Source organism: Dorea sp. Marseille-P4042 (assembly GCF_900290215.1).
Classification (GTDB): domain Bacteria; phylum Bacillota; class Clostridia; order Lachnospirales; family Lachnospiraceae; genus Dorea; species Dorea formicigenerans.
Window position 1 is genome coordinate 97,121 of record NZ_OLMI01000001.1, and the last position, 19,869, is coordinate 116,989.

At 40.1% G+C, this 19,869-nt stretch carries 17 protein-coding genes, 1 pseudogene and 1 other annotated feature; of the genes and pseudogenes, 16 read left to right on the forward strand and 2 right to left on the reverse strand.

The window, feature by feature from the left end:
• Nucleotides 1-70: 70 nt before the first annotated feature.
• Together C7E02_RS00465 and pdxR are read left to right on the forward strand one after the other, a co-directional pair.
• Entirely contained in the window at nucleotides 71-1,741 is a 1,671-nt protein-coding gene (locus tag C7E02_RS00465) for a glutamine--tRNA ligase/YqeY domain fusion protein (protein WP_105308525.1), read from the forward strand.
• Between the two features lie 11 nt (nucleotides 1,742-1,752).
• A complete protein-coding gene (gene pdxR, locus C7E02_RS00470; RefSeq protein ID WP_005339243.1) occupies nucleotides 1,753-3,150 on the forward strand; it encodes a MocR-like pyridoxine biosynthesis transcription factor PdxR in 1,398 nt (465 codons plus the stop codon).
• A gap of 136 nt (nucleotides 3,151-3,286) precedes the next feature.
• On the opposite strand, the gene C7E02_RS00475 is transcribed toward pdxR, so the two are convergent.
• A complete protein-coding gene (locus C7E02_RS00475) occupies nucleotides 3,287-3,670 on the reverse strand; it encodes a hypothetical protein (RefSeq protein ID WP_022279073.1) in 384 nt (127 codons plus the stop codon).
• Between the two features lie 249 nt (nucleotides 3,671-3,919).
• Here C7E02_RS00475 and cls point away from each other — a divergent pair, with 249 nt between their 5' ends.
• Nucleotides 3,920-5,500, forward strand: coding sequence for a cardiolipin synthase (gene cls / locus C7E02_RS00480; RefSeq protein WP_105308526.1), 1,581 nt, complete (start codon nucleotides 3,920-3,922; stop codon nucleotides 5,498-5,500).
• A 109-nt stretch (nucleotides 5,501-5,609) separates the two neighbouring features.
• Nucleotides 5,610-6,902, forward strand: a complete 1,293-nt coding sequence (locus tag C7E02_RS00485; protein WP_005339246.1) for an adenylosuccinate synthase — start codon at nucleotides 5,610-5,612, stop codon at nucleotides 6,900-6,902.
• A gap of 587 nt (nucleotides 6,903-7,489) precedes the next feature.
• Here C7E02_RS00485 and C7E02_RS00490 read toward each other — a convergent pair.
• Nucleotides 7,490-7,732 (reverse strand): hypothetical protein, encoded by a 243-nt coding sequence (locus C7E02_RS00490; protein WP_005339248.1) that lies wholly within the window; start codon nucleotides 7,730-7,732, stop codon nucleotides 7,490-7,492.
• 138 nt (nucleotides 7,733-7,870) lie between these two features.
• Here C7E02_RS00490 and C7E02_RS00495 point away from each other — a divergent pair, with 138 nt between their 5' ends.
• The 12 genes and pseudogenes from C7E02_RS00495 to C7E02_RS00555 all read left to right on the forward strand — a co-directional run bounded on the left by C7E02_RS00495 (nucleotide 7,871) and on the right by C7E02_RS00555 (nucleotide 19,867).
• Entirely contained in the window at nucleotides 7,871-8,383 is a 513-nt protein-coding gene (locus tag C7E02_RS00495) for an SEC-C metal-binding domain-containing protein (protein ID WP_005339251.1), read from the forward strand.
• Between the two features lie 44 nt (nucleotides 8,384-8,427).
• Nucleotides 8,428-8,644 (forward strand) — a binding site (T-box leader).
• A 131-nt stretch (nucleotides 8,645-8,775) separates the two neighbouring features.
• Entirely contained in the window at nucleotides 8,776-9,627 is an 852-nt protein-coding gene (locus C7E02_RS00500) for an aldo/keto reductase (RefSeq protein ID WP_022279075.1), read from the forward strand.
• A 21-nt stretch (nucleotides 9,628-9,648) separates the two neighbouring features.
• Entirely contained in the window at nucleotides 9,649-10,104 is a 456-nt protein-coding gene (locus C7E02_RS00505; protein WP_105308527.1) for an acyl-CoA thioesterase, read from the forward strand.
• A 24-nt stretch (nucleotides 10,105-10,128) separates the two neighbouring features.
• Nucleotides 10,129-12,060, forward strand: a complete 1,932-nt coding sequence (gene thrS / locus C7E02_RS00510; protein WP_105308528.1) for a threonine--tRNA ligase — start codon at nucleotides 10,129-10,131, stop codon at nucleotides 12,058-12,060.
• A 68-nt stretch (nucleotides 12,061-12,128) separates the two neighbouring features.
• Nucleotides 12,129-12,452: a DUF1540 domain-containing protein gene (locus C7E02_RS00515; protein WP_005339256.1), complete on the forward strand. Its 324-nt coding sequence runs from the start codon at nucleotides 12,129-12,131 to the stop codon at nucleotides 12,450-12,452.
• A gap of 278 nt (nucleotides 12,453-12,730) precedes the next feature.
• Nucleotides 12,731-14,077: an AI-2E family transporter gene (locus C7E02_RS00520; protein ID WP_005339258.1), complete on the forward strand. Its 1,347-nt coding sequence runs from the start codon at nucleotides 12,731-12,733 to the stop codon at nucleotides 14,075-14,077.
• Between the two features lie 26 nt (nucleotides 14,078-14,103).
• Entirely contained in the window at nucleotides 14,104-15,072 is a 969-nt protein-coding gene (gene metA, locus C7E02_RS00525) for a homoserine O-acetyltransferase MetA (RefSeq protein ID WP_005339261.1), read from the forward strand.
• A gap of 268 nt (nucleotides 15,073-15,340) precedes the next feature.
• Complete coding sequence (locus C7E02_RS00530) at nucleotides 15,341-15,607, forward strand: type II toxin-antitoxin system prevent-host-death family antitoxin (protein ID WP_022279080.1); 267 nt, start codon at nucleotides 15,341-15,343, stop codon at nucleotides 15,605-15,607.
• Nucleotides 15,597-15,902 (forward strand): type II toxin-antitoxin system RelE/ParE family toxin, encoded by a 306-nt coding sequence (locus C7E02_RS00535; protein WP_029731658.1) that lies wholly within the window; start codon nucleotides 15,597-15,599, stop codon nucleotides 15,900-15,902. Before C7E02_RS00530 ends, C7E02_RS00535 begins: the two co-directional genes overlap by 11 nt.
• Nucleotides 15,903-16,151: 249 nt before the next feature.
• A pseudogene (locus C7E02_RS20390) lies at nucleotides 16,152-16,697 on the forward strand (Uma2 family endonuclease).
• 560 nt (nucleotides 16,698-17,257) lie between these two features.
• Nucleotides 17,258-18,130, forward strand: a complete 873-nt coding sequence (locus tag C7E02_RS00550; protein ID WP_105308529.1) for a substrate-binding domain-containing protein — start codon at nucleotides 17,258-17,260, stop codon at nucleotides 18,128-18,130.
• Nucleotides 18,131-18,166: 36 nt separating this feature from the next.
• Nucleotides 18,167-19,867 carry a Na/Pi cotransporter family protein gene (locus C7E02_RS00555; RefSeq protein WP_005339271.1) on the forward strand — a complete coding sequence of 567 codons (1,701 nt, stop codon included), beginning with the start codon at nucleotides 18,167-18,169 and terminating at the stop codon, nucleotides 19,865-19,867.
• Nucleotides 19,868-19,869 lie beyond the last annotated feature (2 nt).

The window sequence follows — 19,869 nt, forward strand, 5'->3', positions numbered from 1 at the left end:
GGAATGGAAGAAGCAAGAATGCTGAGGCATTCTTGAATTAAAATAATTCATATAAATCAGGAGGAGAGAAATGGCAGAAGAGACAGTTTCTAAGAATTTTATAGAGCAGGAAATCGATAAAGATCTGGCAGAGGGAGTTTATACAGAGGTCTGCACAAGATTCCCGCCAGAGCCGAATGGATACCTTCATATCGGACATGCAAAGTCTATTCTTTTAAATTCCGGACTTGCGAAAGAATACGGTGGAACATTTCATTTAAGATTTGACGATACGAACCCGATGAAAGAGGATATGGAATTTGTAGAGTCTATCAAAGAAGATGTGCAGTGGTTAGGAGCAGATTATAAAGACCATCTGTATTTTGCTTCTAACTATTTTGATACCATGTATGAATGTGCAGTAAAATTGATCAAAAAGGGAAAAGCATATGTGTGTGATCTCAGTGCTGATGAGATTCGCGAGTACAGAGGAACACTGACAGAGTCAGGGAAGGACAGCCCATATCGTGACAGAAGTGTTGAAGAAAACTTAGAGCTTTTTGAACGCATGAAGAATGGTGAGTTTGAAGATGGAACAAAGGTACTTCGTGCGAAAATCGATATGGCGTCTCCGAACATTAACATGCGAGACCCGGTCATTTACCGTGTGGCACATATGACACATCACAACACAGGGGATAAATGGTGCATTTATCCGATGTACGATTTTGCTCACCCAATTGAGGATGCAGTAGAGCATATCACACATTCTATCTGTACACTGGAGTTCGAGGATCACAGACCGCTCTATGACTGGGTCGTAAAAGAGTGCGAGTTTGATCCGGCACCGCGTCAGATTGAGTTTTCAAAATTATACCTGACAAATGTTGTGACAGGTAAGAGATACATTAAGAAACTTGTTCAGGACGGCATCGTAGATGGCTGGGATGATCCAAGACTTGTTTCCATCGCAGCACTCAGAAGAAGAGGATTCACACCGGAATCTCTGAAAATGTTTATCGAACTGTGTGGAGTATCCAAGAGCCAGAGTTCGGTAGACTATGCAATGCTTGAGTATTGTATTCGTGAGGATTTAAAATTGAAACGTCCGCGTATGATGGCAGTACTAGATTCAATTAAACTTGTGATCGACAATTATCCGGAAGGAGAGGTGGAATATCTGGAAGCAGATAATAACCTGGAGAATCCGGAACTTGGAAAGAGACAGATTCCATTCTGCAAAGAGCTTTACATTGAGCGTGACGATTTTATGATCGAGCCTCCGAAGAAATATTTCCGTCTCTTCCCAGGCAATGAAGTACGTCTTATGAATGCATATTTTGTGACCTGTACAAGTTATGAGACAGATGAAGATGGAAATGTGACAGTTGTTCACGCTACTTATGATCCAGAGACAAAATGCGGAACAGGATTTACAGGACGTAAAGTGAAAGGAACGATCCACTGGGTAGCAGCACCTTATGCAAAACAGGCAGAAATTCGTCTCTATGAGAATCTTGTAGATGAAGAGAAAGGTGTATACAATAAAGAGGACGGTTCTCTGAACCTGAATCCACATTCTCTTGAAATCCGCAAGAACTGCTATGTAGAGGATAGCTTTGCAGAGGCAAAGGGATGTGACAGCTTCCAGTTCGTAAGAAATGGATACTTCTGCGTTGACAGTAAAGATTCTACACCGGAGAATCTGGTGTTCAATAGAATCGTGTCACTGAAGAGCTCTTTCAAACTGCCTAAGAAATAAAGAGGAATAACATGAACGAACTGACCATGAATCTGAAGACAGATTCAAAAGTTCCCCTCTATGAACAGATTTACAACTATATAAAAAGTGATATCCAGAATGGCAGGATTTCTTATGGAGAGAAGCTCCCTTCCACAAGAGCTCTTGCCAGACATCTGGAAATCAGCCGCAGTACGGCAGAGCTTGCGTATGAACAGTTACTGTCAGAAGGCTATATAGAATCGGAGCCGTGCAGAGGATATTTTGTAGCAAAGATTGATGAGTTATATCAGATCCGTCCTGCAAAAACACCAACAGAAGAAAAAAAAGAACAGAAGCCACGATACCGTTATGACTTTACGCCAAACGGAGTGGATTTAAAAAGCTTTCCCTACAATGCGTGGAGAAAGCTTTCTAAAGATATACTGACAGATGATAAAACAGAGCTGTTCAGATCCGGTGAATCCAAAGGGGAACTTGGGTTCCGGCAGGCAATCTGTAATTATCTGCATCAGGCCAGAGGCGTGAATTGTACACCGGGACAGGTAATTGTTGGTGCCGGAAGTGATTACATTTTAATGCTTCTTGGTATGATACTTGGAAGAGAACATGTCGTTGCATTTGAAAATCCGACATACAAACAGGCATATCGTCTCTTCCGGGGACTTGCCTATAAGACTGTTCCGGTCGGTATGGACAAAAATGGAATGAAAGTGACAGAATTGTCTGATAGTGGGGCAGATATTGCATACGTGACTCCGTCTCACCAATATCCGACAGGGATCATTATGCCGATTGGACGAAGACTGGAACTTTTGAAATGGGCGAAAGAAGAACCGGATCGTTATGTGATCGAAGACGATTACGACAGTGAGTTCCGTTATAAAGGAAAACCGATTCCGGCACTGCAGGGATATGACCGGGACGGAAAAGTTATTTATCTTGGTACATTTTCAAAATCCATTGCACCGGCAATCCGTATGAGCTATATGGTGTTGCCGGAAAAACTGCAGAAACGCTATGAACGAGAATATAGTTTTGTGAATTCAACCGTTTCAAAAGTCGATCAGATGATCGTACAGCGATTTATTGAAGAGGGCTATTATGAACGGCATTTGAATAAGACAAGAGCTATGTATAAAGGACGTCATGATACGCTGATTGAGGAATTAAAGCCTCTTTTGGGAAAATGCAAGATTTCCGGAGAACATGCAGGTGTGCATCTGCTTCTGACGTTTGAAGATGGGTATTCAGAACAGGAACTGATCGAACTTGCAAAAAAATCAGATATCCGGGTCTATGGAATGTCAGATTATCGGGTGGGTGAAGAAAACAGTAGGAAAGCAACGATTCTTCTTGGATATGCCAATTTAAGCGAAGAACAGATTAAAGAGGCGGCAAGAACCCTGTGTAAGTGCTGGGGAGCATAGAAGAGTGCAGATGGATGACTGCGATAGTAGTGAAGCAGCTGCGCATAATATAAAATATCAGTTTATGTATAGAAAAGGAGCTGCTTTTTGGCAACTCCTTTAGTAGTTTTTTAGTAAATCTTTTCGTAATTCCCTGTTAAATTTCTTCCTGTTCGGAAGTCTCTGCACCTCTACATTCCTCGGCGGCCTCATTGGATTCTGCATCAGCTTCTTCAGCTTCTTTGGCAATCGCTTCGTCTATATGTTCTTCGTCAGCTTTGTCAGCTTCCTCAACAGCTTCAGGAGCTTCTTCATCATCAGAAGCGTCTGCGTCTTCTGCCTCTTTTTTAGGTGTAAGCGGAACGTAGCCGCGCTCGCCAACTGGCTTCAGATCATTATCTAAATCAAAATCATCATCGTCCAGTTCATCATCAAAATCATCAAGGTCAAGCTCTTCTTTGCTCTTAAGATAATAAACAAGACCTGCTGCAGCTCCTCCAATTGCTGCGAGACCTAATAATTTCTTTCCCCATTTAGCCATAATAATAAAATCTCCTTTCGTACGATGAAATTTCTACTAATAGCAATATTGTAATACTTTTTTAACAAAATTGAAAGGGAGAGTCTATAAAAAATATATAAATTTCCCGTAACATATTTAATAAAAATGTGAGAAATATGTCGAGCCGGGGTTGTTGAGACAAATGGGAAAATGTGCTAAAATATAAAAAGAGTATTTGTGAGAAATGACGAAACGACAGTCTAGAGGAACGCGAAGAAGGAGAAAGACATGAGTAGTGAACAGAATTTTAAAAAGTCAAAAGTAGCAAAAGTAGCAAAAAAGGGCCTTTTTCGAATTGTTTTCAGCCGAACTGGTATCATGCTGCTCCTGATTCTGATTCAGCTTGGAATCTTTATTATGATTCCATATTATCTGAATGCTTATACAACTTACATATATGGAGCATTCCGCGCAGTGAGTCTTCTGGTACTGATCCATATCATCAATTCCAAGGGGAATCCAGCGTTTAAAATGACGTGGACACTTTGTGTTCTTGTGTTTCCTGTAGTGGGAAGTTTATTCTATCTGTTTGTCCAGTTTCAGATAGGAACCAGATTTTTGAAAGCAAGACTCGCGGAACTTAGGATAGAGACAGACCTGTATATGCAGCAGGATCAGGAAATCGTAGAGGCAATTTGGGCGAGCAAATCAGCCAATGCACATTTGTCCTATTTTCTGTCACATCAGGTAGGATTTCCGACATACCGTAATACTGCAGTTAAGTATTTCCCGTTGGGAGAAGATAAATTTGCTTCCATGGTCCAGGAATTGAAAAAGGCAAAAAAGTTTATTTTTATGGAGTATTTTATCGTAGAAGAGGGATATATGTGGGAGACGATCCTGGATATATTAAAGGAAAAAGCGGCAGAAGGTGTAGAAGTCCGGTTTATGTATGATGGCATGTGTGCCATTTCGATGCTCCCTTACGATTATCCGGAACTCATCAGAAGTTATGGAATCCAGTGTAAGATGTCTAACAAGATCAAACCGTTCTTATCTACTTCACAGAATAATCGGGATCATAGAAAAATCTGTGTTATTGACGGCAAAGTAGCATATACGGGAGGTGTGAATCTCGGTGATGAATACATTAATCGAAAAGTCCGTTTTGGACATTGGAAAGATACCGCGGTTATGTTAAAAGGCGATGCTGTCCAAAGCTTTACTATGATGTTCCTTCAGATGTGGAATATTGAGGCTAGAAAACCGGAAGATTACCGCAAGTATCTGACACCGAAGGTTAAGGGGCTCAGACGGGAACTTGGATATGTTATTCCGTATGCAGATAGTCCATATGACGATGAGAACGTGGGCGAGGAAGTATACTTCCATATTTTAAATCATGCAAAGAAATATGTGCATATTATGACGCCGTATCTGATATTGGACAATGAGATGATCACAACATTGACTCGTGTGGCAAAATGCGGAATCGAAGTAATTATTATAATGCCGCATATCCCGGATAAATGGTATGCTTTTGCAGTTGCAAAAACTTATTACAAGGAACTGATCGAGAGCGGAGTACAGATTTATGAATATACACCAGGATTTGTGCATGCAAAGGTATTCGTATCGGACGATGATACTGCGACGGTAGGAAGTATTAATCTGGATTATCGGAGTTTGTATCTGCATTTTGAATGTGGAGTATTTATTTATAATAATTCTGAAGTTGACAAAGTGGAACGGGACTTTCAACAGACACTTGCAAAAAGCCATAAAGTGACGCTTATGGAAGTGAAAAAACAGACACTTGCAACCAAAATATCCGGTCAGGTATTGCGCCTGATTGCTCCACTTATGTAAAAACAGCGGATTTCTGTCGGTTTTTGTGAAAATACATTGTACAAGTGGAGAAAAATATAGTATAATGCATAAGGTGATTTATTATGTTAATAACACAGGAGGAATAGATATGGTTAAAGCAGTAGTAGGTGCAAACTGGGGAGACGAGGGTAAAGGTAAGATTACTGATATGCTCGCTCAGGAAGCGGATATCATCGTACGTTTTCAGGGAGGTGCCAACGCAGGGCATACCATTATTAATAATTATGGAAAATTTGCGCTTCACACATTACCATCCGGTGTGTTCTATGGACATACAACAAGTATTATCGGTAATGGTGTAGCACTTGATATTCCTGTATTGATGAAAGAGATTAATTCTATCGTGGAAAGAGATGTCCCGATGCCGAAGATCCTTGTATCTGACAGAGCACAGATGGTAATGTCTTACCACAAGAATTTTGACGCATATGAGGAAGAAAGACTTGGAGGAAAGTCATTCGGATCTACAAAGTCCGGAATTGCTCCGTTCTACTCAGATAAATATGCTAAGATTGGATTCCAGGTCAGTGAGTTATTTGACGATGACTTGTTAAAAGAGAAAGTTGTACGTGTGGCAGAGCAGAAGAATGTTCTTCTTGAGCATCTGTATCACAAACCGCTGATCAATCCAGACGATTTATATAAAGAGCTGCAGGAGTACAAAGAGATGATCGCACCGTATGTATGTGATACATCATTGTTCCTTCACAATGCAATCAAAGAAGGAAAGAATATCTTGTTAGAGGGACAGCTTGGTTCATTGAAAGACCCAGATCACGGAATCTATCCGATGGTTACATCATCTTCTACATTAGCCGGATATGGTGCGATCGGAGCTGGAATCCCACCATACGAGATTCAGAAGATTGTAACTGTATGTAAAGCATACTCCAGTGCTGTTGGAGCAGGAGCTTTCGTAAGTGAGATTTTTGGAGATGAGGCTGATGAACTGAGACGCCGCGGTGGAGATGGCGGAGAGTTCGGCGCTACAACCGGACGCCCGAGAAGAATGGGCTGGTTCGACTGTGTTGCTTCCAAGTATGGATGCAGAATGCAGGGAACAACAGATGTAGCATTTACAGTTCTTGATGTGCTTGGATACCTGGAAGAGATTCCGGTATGTGTAGGATATGAGATTAATGGAGAGATTACAACAGACTTCCCACCGACACATTATCTTGAGAAAGCAAAACCAGTTCTTAAAAAGCTTCCAGGATGGAACTGTGATATCCGTGGTATCAAGAAGTATGAAGAGCTTCCGGAAAACTGCAGAAAATACATCGAGTTTGTTGAGCAGGAGATTGGATACCCGATTACAATGGTATCTAACGGACCAGGACGTGAGGACATCATTTATCGTGAGTCACCACTCAGTAAATAATGATTGAAAATCAGAGATTGCAGACTGAAAACTGAGAGTTATAGTCATGGATCTTATACTGTAAGACGAAATAATAAGAGATTACTTCGAATGGGAGGTAATCTCTTTTTTATATGTTAGGAAAGTTCTTTCCTAACATATAAAAAACGCTCCGCTAGGGATGCGCACTGCGGCGTACAAGGTAGGTGTCGCAAGCGACCGCCGCAGGCGCAAGAATGTGCCGAGGCACATTCTTTGTTCTAATCGGAAATTGCATTTATTTTATAAATTCATAAGGTTTTCTTCAGATTCCTTCCACAGGTCGTACACATTTTCCTGTTAATATTACAGATGTCAGATGAAAAATCATCTGGCGGGGAGTTCATAAATGTTGCAGAGACAAAAATATATAGAACAAAAGCAGTCATAAAAGCAGACATAGCACCATATAATAGTAAAGTCGGGATAAACAGACTGATTAACAGGTGTTGTAGGAGGTATTGCAATGGAGAACAATAACAGGGAAACGAAAGATTACCAGCAGCCAATATCGCCGCTGGAGTATTTGAACAAAAGAAAAGAGAAAAAAGAGAAACGAAAATATGGATTTACTTCGGACTATTCTGGTCGCCCTGGTCCTCTGAGTTTATGTCAGTGTCTCTTCTAGTAACACGGTACACAAGAATATAGGCATAAATCAGTACCGGGAGAATAATCGTGCATGCAATGGAAGCCCTGAGGAAAGTCAGGGATACATCCGAGTCGATAAATGCAAATATAAGTGTGCTGGCGTAGAGTGCGAATAAAAGCATGGCACCGGCAAGAGCAAGAATACGTTTTACTTTTTTCATAAGAAAGTCCTTTCAATTTGATCAACTAGCATCATTATATAAAATCGGCAGTAAAAAAGCAAACAGGTCTTTGAAAATATGAAAAAATGTTATATAATAAGACGGATAGGATGAAAAGATACAAAGGAGTATATTAAGATGAGTCGTACATTATTAGAGCAGTGGAAAGATATTGCATATGACGAGAGCGCTGACAGAGCAACTCTGCAGAGATTCTGGGGAACATATTTCCAGATTGAGAAAGAGATTTATGAACAGCTTCTTTCTAATCCGGACGAGGAAGTAAAAGGAACAGTAAAAGAACTTGCTGAGAAGTATGGACAGGAAGTTCTGACTATGGTAGGTTTCTTAGATGGAATCGATGAGAGCTTAAAAGAACCAAATCCGATTGAGACAATGGATGAGAATACAGTTGTAAGCCTTGCATTTGATAAAGAGAAGCTTTATAAGAACATGGTTGCAGCAAAAGCTGACTGGTTATATGAACTTCCACAGTGGAAAGAGATTTATTCTGAGGAAGAGCTGAAGAAGCTTTACAAAGAGCAGAAAGAATCCACAACAATCCGCAAGGAGAAGAAGATTGGAAGAAATGATCCATGTCCGTGTGGCTCCGGTAAGAAATACAAGAAGTGCTGCGGTAAGAATCTGTAAGAACTTCTTGACAACCACATCTTCGATGCTATAATGAGACATATGAAAACACGATGAAGAGACGAGTAAGTTGGGAACGTGATACCAGAGAGAGAAGCCGCAGGCTGAGAGCTTCTTATCCACAGAACCTTCTGAAGACTACCTCTGAGTGGCTGTAAAGCAGTCCGGTGACTCCGTTATCGTCAAGAATGAAGTGAATCTGATTTTATTTATGATCAGATTAAGCAGGGTGGAACCGCGAGAAGAGAACTCGTCCCTTACAGCATATTTGCTGTGAGGGACTTTTTGTATAATGAAAATTACATCTTCTATTATACAAAAGCCTCCGGCAGGATGCACCAAGACACATTCGTTGTTCTTGTATTACTTAGAAAATTCAGGCAGGTGATAAGATGAATTCAATGAAAGATTGTTATGAACTGGAAAATGGTGTGAAGATTCCGTGCATGGGATATGGCACCTACAAGGCAGCAGAAGGAAATAATGAAGGCATTATAAAAACTGCGATTGAAGCAGGATACAGGTATTTTGATACAGCATCTTTCTATGATACAGAAGAAGCGCTTGGAAGAGCGATTCATGAGTCGGGGATTCCAAGAGAAGAATTCTTCCTGACTTCCAAGGCATGGAAGACGGAGATGGGATATGAAGAAGTAAAGAAAGCATTTGCACAAACGCTTGAAAAACTAGGAACAGATTATCTGGATATGTATCTGATCCACTGGCCGCTTCCAAATCCAGAATATAAAGATTGGAAAGAACTGGATGTTGAGACGTGGAGAGGATTGGAAGAATTATATAGAGCAGGTAAAGTAAAAGCAATCGGAGTCAGCAATTTCCTTTTGCATCATTTGGAAAACCTGATTCAGAATTGTGAGATCATGCCAATGGCAGATCAGATTGAATTCCATCCGGGATTTACACAGGAAGCGACAGTTCGTTATTGCCAGGAAAAAGGAATTTATGTGCAGGCCTGGTCACCGCTTGGAAGAAAACGAGTTCTGGAACATCCACTATTAGGAGGACTTGCAGAAAAATATAACAAATCAGCAGCGCAGATCTGTCTTCGCTATGAGATACAACGACAGGTCATACCACTTCCGAAAGCATCGACAAAGGAACGGATGGTACAGAATTATCAAGTGTTTGATTTTGAGATTGAAAAGGAGGATATGTATCGGATCGATTCTATGCAGCCAGCAGGCTGGTCAGGAGAGCATCCGGATTTTCCAAGAGTAAAATAAGGAATATTTAAGAAGCATAAGATGAGTGAACAGACAAAAACATGGAATAAATATATCCACAAAGTACAGAATTACGAAACAGATCAGATGGGAATCGTACATCATTCCAATTATATCCGCTGGTTTGAGGAAGCAAGATGCGACCTTTTGGATTACATGGGCGTCGGATTTGCAGATCTGGAGAAACAGGGGATAATCAGTCCGATTCTTTCGGTGGAAGCGGATTATCTGAGAATGGTCTATTACGGAGATACGGTCAGTATTGACGCATATATTAAGGAATATAACGGAATAAAACTAACCGTTGGATATGAAGTTAAGGACGATAGAACAGGAATGGTTCATTGTCGTGGAACAAGCAAGCATTGTTTCATAGATAAGACAGGAAGGCCACTGGTACTTCGAAAGTCTTTCCCGGAACTCAATGAAGCATTTGAGGCTGGGGTAAAGATACATAAAGAAAACAAAAAGCATTAATAAAGAAGAGAGAGGATAAATAGCATGAAGATCACATTAAAAGACGGCTCTGTAAAAGAGTATGAACACAGCATGTCAGTTATCGACATTGCAAAAGATTTAAGCGAAGGACTTGCAAGAGTTGCAACATCAGGAAGAGTCAATGGAGAACTGGTAGATCTGCGTACAGTTGTAGATTCTGACAGTGAAGTAGAAATCCTGACATTTGATAATGAGGAAGGAAAAGGAGCATTTTTCCATACAACATCTCATATCATGGCTCAGGCAATCAAGAGACTCTATCCGGAGACAAAACTTGCGATTGGACCTTCCATCGAAAATGGATTTTATTATGATTTGGATCGTGAGACGCCATTTGTGGCAGAAGATCTTGAAAAAATCGAGAAAGAGATGAAGAAGATTGTTAAAGAAGATCTTGAAATCACAAGATTTACGAAGCCAAGAGATGAGGCTATCGCTTACTTCAAAGAGAAGGATGAGCCTTACAAAGTAGAATTGATCGAGGATCTTCCGGAAGATGCAGAAATCAGTTTCTATCAGCAGGGTGAGTTCGTTGATTTATGTGCAGGCCCACATCTGATGACAACAAAGCCGGTAAAAGCAATCAAGCTTACAAGTCTTGCAGGTGCTTACTGGAGAGGAAATGAAAAGAACAAGATGCTTACAAGAATTTATGGTATTTCTTATCCTAAGAAAGCACAGCTTGATGAGTATCTTACAATGTTGGAAGAAGCTAAAAAACGTGATCACAGAAAACTCGGTAAAGAGCTTGGACTCTTTATGATGTGTGAAGAAGGACCGGGATTCCCATTCTTCCTTCCGAAAGGAATGGTTCTTAAGAATACACTGCTTGATTACTGGAGAGAACTTCACAAAAAAGCAGGTTATGTAGAAGTATCTACCCCAATTATCTTAAGCAGACATCTTTGGGAGACATCCGGACACTGGGATCACTATAAAGAGAACATGTACACAACACAGATCGACGGAGAAGACTATGCTATAAAACCAATGAACTGTCCAGGTGGAATGCTTGTGTATAAAGCAGAGCCACGTTCATACAAAGACCTTCCACTTCGTGTCGGTGAGCTTGGTTTAGTACATCGTCATGAAAAATCCGGTCAGTTACATGGACTGATGCGTGTACGTTGCTTCACACAGGACGATGCACATATCTTTATGATGCCAGAGCAGATTCGTGACGAGATCAAAGGCGTTGTAGCATTGATCGATGCGGTATACAGCCTGTTCGGATTTAAATATCATGTAGAACTTTCTACACGTCCGGAAAACAGTATGGGAACGGACGAAGACTGGGAGCTTGCTACAGAAGGACTTCGTGGTGCGTTAAATGACCTTGGACTTGATTATGTAGTCAATGAAGGCGACGGAGCATTTTACGGACCGAAGATTGACTTCCATCTGACAGACTCTATTGGCAGAACATGGCAGTGTGGAACAATTCAGTTAGATATGCAGCTCCCACAGAGATTTGAACTTGAGTACACAGGAGCTGACGGAGAGAAACATCGTCCGATCATGATCCACCGTGTAGCATTCGGTTCTATTGAGCGATTCATTGGAATCCTGATTGAACATTTCGCAGGAGCATTCCCGACATGGTTAGCTCCGGTACAGGTAAAAGTACTTCCAATCTCTGATAAATATATGGATTACGCCAATAAAGTTCTTGATGAGTTAAATGCAGCAGGTGTTCGTGCTGAGGTCGACTCCAGAGCAGAGAAGATCGGATACAAGATTCGTGAGACTCAGATGCAGAAGATACCATACATGCTTGTTGTAGGTGAAAAAGAGCAGGAGGCAGATCTCGTATCAGTAAGAAGCCGTTTTGCAGGAGATGAAGGACAGAAGAATCTGGAAACATTTATTGCAGATATTCAGAAAGAGATTGCTGACAGAGTAAAACGAGAAGTTGTAAAAGAAGACGAAAAATAAAATAATAAGAATATTTTTGCGGCGTGAGGGCATAATAAGCTATGTTATAAAATAAAGGAGGTAGCATTATGCCAGAATTAAAATGTACAGTACAGACATGTCTGCATAACCAGAATTATTATTGTGATCTTGATAGTATCAAAGTAGGTGGAAGCTCTGCAAAACATGCACAGGATACATGCTGTGACAGCTTTGAAGAGAGAAAAGATGGAAACAGTTACAGTAATACTATGAAAGAGGCATCTCCAAAGAGTGAGATTGACTGTAAGGCTACAGAATGTATGTACAATGAACAGTGTCACTGTCATGCCGGAAAAATCAGTGTGGAAGGCGGAAATGCCAGTCGATGTCAGGAGACAGAATGCGCAACATTTAGTTGTGGCTGTCATTAGCTAAAAATGAATATATGTGATTAGAAAAAGAGAGGCAGGTCCTCTCTTTTTTTTGTATAATAGGAAATTGCATTTCCTATTATACAAAAAGCCTCCGGCAGGATGCGCACTCGCGCGAATAAGAATTATGTCGCAAGCGACCGCGCTCGGCGCGAGAATGTGCCAAGGCACATTCTTTGTTCTATATTTTCTTTAGAATTTCTTCAAAGTTTCGCAGTTGACGGGGTATATTTCTGAGGGTATAATAATTATACATGCTTAGGAAAGAAGAGAAGAATATGGGTAATATAGAAATTAAAACTCGAGAAGAAAAAAAACAACGTGAAAAAGCCTATTACGAGGAAGCGCCACAGATTGGAGGACGCAGACCCTCCAGAATACGGCAGCAGATCAACCGGGGAATGACAGTATTTGTAATTGTTGCAGCCTGTATTCTGTTTTATTTTGCGCTTTTAAGATTAGGACATATTTCGGATGTGATTTTTAAAATTATAGATGTATTAAAACCGGTATTGTACGGGTGTGCTATTGCATATCTCTTAAATCCGATTGTAAAAAGGGTAGATGCATTTTTGATTCCCAAGCTTCAGGAACGCATGAAAAAGCCGGAGAAGGCTGAAAATGTATCCAGAAGTGTCGGTATCTTCGTATCGTTAATCATATTAATTGTGTTGATTACGCTATTATTAAATATGCTGATACCGGAACTCTACAGCAGTATCCGTAATATGGTACTGACATTGCCAAAACAGGTCAATGATGCACTGGATAAGATTAATTCTATCCAACTGGAAGACAGTACAACAGTTGCTATTTTGAAAAATGCGCTGGAAGAAGGAACGACAATGTTGACAAATTGGCTGCGTACTGATCTGATGACGCAGGTGAACAGTCTGATGTCGAACCTGACAGTCGGAATCTTCAATGCTATCAGTGAAGTTTTTAACATGCTGATTGGTGTAATTGTATCTGTTTACATACTTTATAGTAAAGAAATATTTGCACGACAGTGTAAGAAAGCGGTTTATGCATTGTTCCGTGCAGATCGTGCCAATATGGTTCTTCATATTACAACAAAAAGTAATGAGATCTTCGGAGGATTTGTGATCGGCAAGATTCTGGATTCAGCAATTATCGGTCTGTTGTGCTTTATTGGCCTGACAATTCTGAATATGCCATATACAATGTTGGTAAGTGTGATTGTAGGAGTGACAAATGTAATTCCGTTTTTTGGGCCATATATCGGAGCGATTCCAAGTGCGATATTGATCGCATTGGAAGATCCAATGAAAGGAGTTTATTTCCTGATATTTATTTTGGTTTTACAACAGTTTGACGGGAATATTCTGGGACCGAAGATTCTTGGAAACTCTACCGGACTGTCAGCATTCTGGGTCGTAACATCTATTTTGCTCGGTGGCGGATTGTTTGGCTTTGTCGGTATGGTTATGGGGGTCCCGACATTTGCAGTCATCTATTATATTGTAGATATGATTCTGGATAATAAGTTAAAGAAAAAGAAACTGCCTGTCCGGTCAGATTCATATGACGAATGGAGTTATGTGGATTCTTCGGGAGAGTATATCCATTCAGAAGAGATTAAGAGTAAAGCAGAGGAAAAATAAAAGAAAAGCAGAAGGGAGCATAAATTATGCCAATTCGTGTACAAAATGACCTTCCGGTAAAAGAGATACTGGAAAAAGAAAATATATTTGTGATGGATGAACATCGTGCAACACATCAGGATATCCGTCTGATAAAAATTGGACTTCTGAATTTGATGCCGCTTAAGGAGGATACAGAACTGCAGATTTTACGATCCTTGTCCAATACACCGCTTCAGATTGATGTAACATTTGTGGCTGTATCCAGTCATGAATCTAAGAATACATCGTCCAGCCATCTGAATAAATTTTACGAGAAATTTTCAGATATAAAAGATCAGAAATTTGATGGATTTATCATTACCGGAGCACCGGTAGAACAAATACCATTCGAAGAAGTGGATTACTGGAAAGAGTTAGAAGAGATTATGGAGTGGACCAAGACACATGTTATGTCTACCATCCATCTGTGCTGGGGAGCTCAGGCAGGATTGTATTATCATTATGGAATTCAGAAAGAACAGTTAGACCATAAATTATTTGGAGTGTTCAGACACCGTGTCCTGAACCGTAGAATTCCGCTTGTACGTGGATTTGATGATGTGTTCTATGCGCCGCATTCCAGACATACAGATGTGCCGGTTGAGAAGCTGCGTGCAGATGACAGAATTACAATCCTGGCAGAATCTGATGAAGCAGGAGCATTTCTGTCTATGGCAAAGGATGGACGTCAGATTTTTGTGATGGGGCATCCAGAGTATGATCGCATGACACTGGATCAGGAGTATAAGAGAGATCTTTCAAAAGGACTTCCGATTGATATACCGAAGAATTATTATCCAGATGATAATCCGGACAATCGTCCGCTTCTGACATGGCGTGCACAGGCGAACAATCTTTACACAAACTGGCTGAATTACTACGTTTATCAGGTAACTCCGTATGACCTGGACGGAACGCCGGATCTGGAGGAGTTTACGCGGTTTCAGAAGGCTTCTGCGGAAGAAGACGGATAATACGGACTGAATATTCGAGCAATACTATCAGCTGCCAAAGCATCTTTCGAATGAAATCGATAAGCTGGATAATGAATTGGAAAAACTCTCAGAGTCAGGAGAAGAGATTATTGATTCAAGATACAAGCAAGAAAAGAAGAACAGCATTATTACATTTCCTGGTGATTCGTTGGTTGTGTAATTATGATATGGATTCTGTTTCAGATATAGCCTTTACAACCTATCATAATTATAGTAAAATTATATCATAATAAATGGAGGTGATATGATGATTATAAAAGCATCAACAGCGTTGAGAAATGATTATGCTGGAATATCCAATCTTGCGAAAGAGACGAATGAGCCGATTTATATTACAAAGAATGGTGACGGTGATTTGGTTGTTATGAATATAGAAGCATTTGAGAAAAGAGAGCAGATGCTGGAATTAAGAGAGAAAGTTCTGAAGGCAGAGCAGGAGCGTATCGAAGGACAACCGACCATGAGTGTTGCAGAAGCAAGAAGACGATTGAGAGAACGGGCAAATGAAGTATAAAGTAGAGATTCCCCCAGCAGCATGGGAAGATTTAAAGAAGATTGAAGATTGGCATTTAATCAATTTTGATGTGGAGACAGCAATAAAAGTCAGTGACCATATTTTAGACGGAATCGAAAGGTTAGGGGACTTTCCGGATTCTGGATCAAGGACACCTGATGACTGGCTGAACGAACAAGGCTATAGAATGGTGATAAGCGGTAAACATGTGTCAATTTACAGAGTAATCAAGAACACAGTATATATTTATCACATTGCGGATACGAGAACTGAATATACGAAGTTATTCAAATAAGGAAGGTCTTCCAGTGGGCATACTGGAAGGCTTTCTTTATGCATAAAATATGAAAGAAAAAGGTATAAAATAAGTTCCCGTGGAGACAAATTGGTGGTATTATAATATTACGTGGAGACAAAAAGTCTGGAAAAGCCTATAACTGCACGGTTTTAGAATATAATAACAGTAAGTAACTGGTTAAATTACTACGTTTATCAGGTAACCCCTGTATGTTATGAAAGATACATAGAAAGAGAGGTCTTAAATATGCCATTACCAAAAGAAAATTATGGTTGCACGGTTGATGATATTTATGCTTTGCCAGAGTAGAACGTGCAGAACTTTTAGATGGGAAAATTTATGATATGGCACCGCCAACTTCAACACATCCATTCATGCTTGGAGATTTACATTACAGTATACGTGATTTTATATTGAATCATAAAGGCTCATGTCAAGTGGGAATGGCTCCATTTGCCGTTTTTTTTGAATGATGACGATAGAAATTATGTTGAGCCGGATTTATCAGTGATTTGCAATCTATCAAAGATTGATGAAAAAGGCTGTCATGGTGCACCGGACTGGATTATTGAAATTGTATCCCCGAGTAGTGAGAGAATGGACTATGTTGTAAAACAATTTAAATATCGGACTGCCGGAGTGCGTGAATATTGGGTGATTGATAAGCCGTTACAGAAGGTCACGGTATTTGATTTTGAAAATGATAAGATGTTTGAATATGATTTTACACAGAAGATACCGGTTGCTATATATAATGGAGAACTGGAAATAGAATTATCAAGGTTTGCTTAGGTGTTAACTAGTGGACCAAGTTCGCCGAGGCATTCTTGAATGGAATGATTCTCTCTATCTGTTCAAGACCGAGAATTGTACGTATCAAATAACTTGACGCAAAGTTTGACAGATGTCTTTACTACGATAGGTGAGACGGCTTTAAAAACAGAAACACCGATTTGTTTTTTATTGATGAAATACAATATATGAAGCAAGAACAGTTGGGATCATTAATTGCGGCGTTGCATAGAACAAATTTCCGGGTACATTCAAAGACTTGATGAATATAAAAAATGGAATAATCAATAATAGTAAACACTCATTTAAAGAGTGCCTGGATATGCTGGCAGATGGAAGCTATTTATTATGAACTTTATCCTGATAGAATGATTATGCTGATGAAAGAACGGCATAGACAACTGAATACAAGAAAGAGACGGAAGCCTCAGTAGTTAAGAAAAAAACTACTGAGGCTTTTTTCTTTTTAAAATTACTTTTTACATACATTTAACATTTGACTTAACATAGATTTTACGAAGATACGTTACACTGATTTTGATAATGAGGAGGAACATGTAATGACAAGAAAAAAATGGTCATTTTTATTTACAGTCTGTCTGGTGACTGCTTTAATTGGCTGCGGACAGAAAAACTCTCAGGTAGATAAAAATAATAATGAAGAACTTAATAAACTCGGGCAAATTCAGGTGATTTCCAGGGAAGAAGGCTCAGGGACAAGAGATACATTTGCTTCGCTTGCAGGATTTAATAAAGACGGAGCTGATGGTATAGACAAAACAGTGAATACAGCTACCATTGCTGACAGTATGGACTCCGTCATTGAAACTGTGAATAAAAATCCATCTGCGATCGGTTATGTGTCAGCGGAAACTACCGGGATCGAGGGTGTAAAGACTTTGGAAATCAATGGAGAAGCGGTTTCTGATAATAAGGGGAAATATCCGCTGACTCGTTCGTTCTATCTTGCCTACAGTGGAACACTTAATGATGTGGAACAGGATTTTATGACATATGTTCAAAGTGCAGGACAGGAAATTGTAAGTGGGCATTATGAAACAATTGCGAAGAATGCGACATTTTTATCGAACCAGTCAGAAGGAACAATACGAATCGAAGGTTCAACATCAATGGCTGCCCTGATGAAGGAAATCGCAGATGCATATATGAAGATTAATACACATGCAACTATTCAAGTTACGGCAACGGATTCTACAAAGGGTCTGAACAGTGTTATGTTAGGAAATTGTGACATGGCAATGTCATCAAGAGATTTAAAAGATTATGAAAAAGAACTTTTGAACTATAATACGGTGGCAAAAGACAAAATTGCAGTGATTGTAAACCAGAAAAATCCACTATCTGATATCACATTATATATGCTGAAAAGTATATATACCGGTGGCGTTAAGAACTGGGAAGACTTACAGTAAGTAGCGTATGAAAAAGAGAAAGAGGAGAATTCGAAGATGAATGAAAAGTTACAGATTGTATTTGGCCTGCTAGGTGGTCTTGCAATATTTTTGTATGGTATGAATATGATGAGCGAATGTCTGCAGAAGGCAGCAGGAGAGAAAATGAAGACGATTCTTGCATTACTTACAAAGAATCCGATCCTTGGTGTTTTGGCAGGTGCGCTTACAACAGCAGTGCTTCAGAGCAGTAGTGCAACGACAGTTATGGCAATTGGTTTTGTCAGTGCAGGACTTATGAATCTGCCACAGGCAATTTCGATTATAATAGGTGCAAATATCGGTACGACAATGACAGCTCAGATTATCGCATTTAAGTTGAGTGATTATATTTACATCATTATATTTATTGGATTTATTATTTCATTTATTGTAAAATCAGAAAGAGCAAAGAGTATCGGACAGACTATTTTTGCATTTGGTTTATTGTTCCTTGGAATTGAGACTATGGGAAGTGTTATGAAGCCACTGGCATCCAGTCCGTTTTTCGTAGACTTAATTGCAAAAGTTGCAGATATGCCGGTGCTTGGTGTTGTAGTTGGAACGACGATGACGCTGGTTGTACAGAGTAGTAGTGCGACCATCGCAGTACTGCAGAATTTTGCATCTCAGGCAGGTCCGGATGGTGTAACCAGTATTCTGGGACTAACCGGTGCAATCCCGATTCTTTTAGGAGACAATATCGGAACAACGATTACGGCACTTCTTGCCAGTGTCGGACAGCCAAGAGATGCCAAGAGAACTGCGGTTGCACACTGTGTTTTTAACCTGTCCGGTGCACTGATCTTTATCTGGCTTATCAAACCATTCGCATATGTGATCCAGATGATCTCACCTAAGGGACCGGAGGTTCAGGTGATTTCCCGACAGATTGCAAATGCACATACAAGCTTTAATATTGTGATGACATTGATCTGGATTCCACTGATCTGGCTGATGGTGAAGATTGTTATGAAAATCATTCCGGACGCAAAGACAAGTGAAAAGAGAGAGCCTTCACGTCCGCAGTTTCTTGATGATAAACTGATCGGACAACCGACAGTTGCACTGAGCCTTGCGAGAAAAGAGATTACAAGATGCAGTGAGATGGCAGGTGAAACACTCCAGAAATTGATCAATCTTGTGAAAGGGGAAACCAGGGAACAACTGGAAGAAGTGATGGAACAGGGACATGACGTAGGAAAATTAACAGAGCAGATTAATGAGTATCTGACAAATATGTTTTCTTCCGGTTCCCTGACAGAGAAGCAGACTACCCAGACAGCAGGGCTTATGTATATGCTTGGAGATGTAGACCGCGTCAATGGTCTGAGTATGGAGATTGCAGAAGCTGTCCGTGAGAAGAAAGAACAGAAGTACAAATACTCCAAAGAAGCCATGCGTGATCTGACGAATAGTCTGGAGCAGATTCAGGGTATGTACCGGGAGGCAATTCAGGTACTTATGACGGGCAGTACAGAGAATGCAAAAAAAATTGTGAAGAAAAAAGAAAAGGTTCTGGATCTCACCATACATATGGGAAAATCCCATGTCGAGCGTGTAGGAAAGGGAAAATGTTCCAGTAAGCTGACGGTACCGTTTAACCATGTTCTTCAGAATATCGGAAGAATGGGAAACTGTTGTGTAAATATTGCAGATGCTGTACTTGCGCAGTCTGATTTAAATGAATTTACAGCATTTGTAAAGGAGGAAAATTAAGT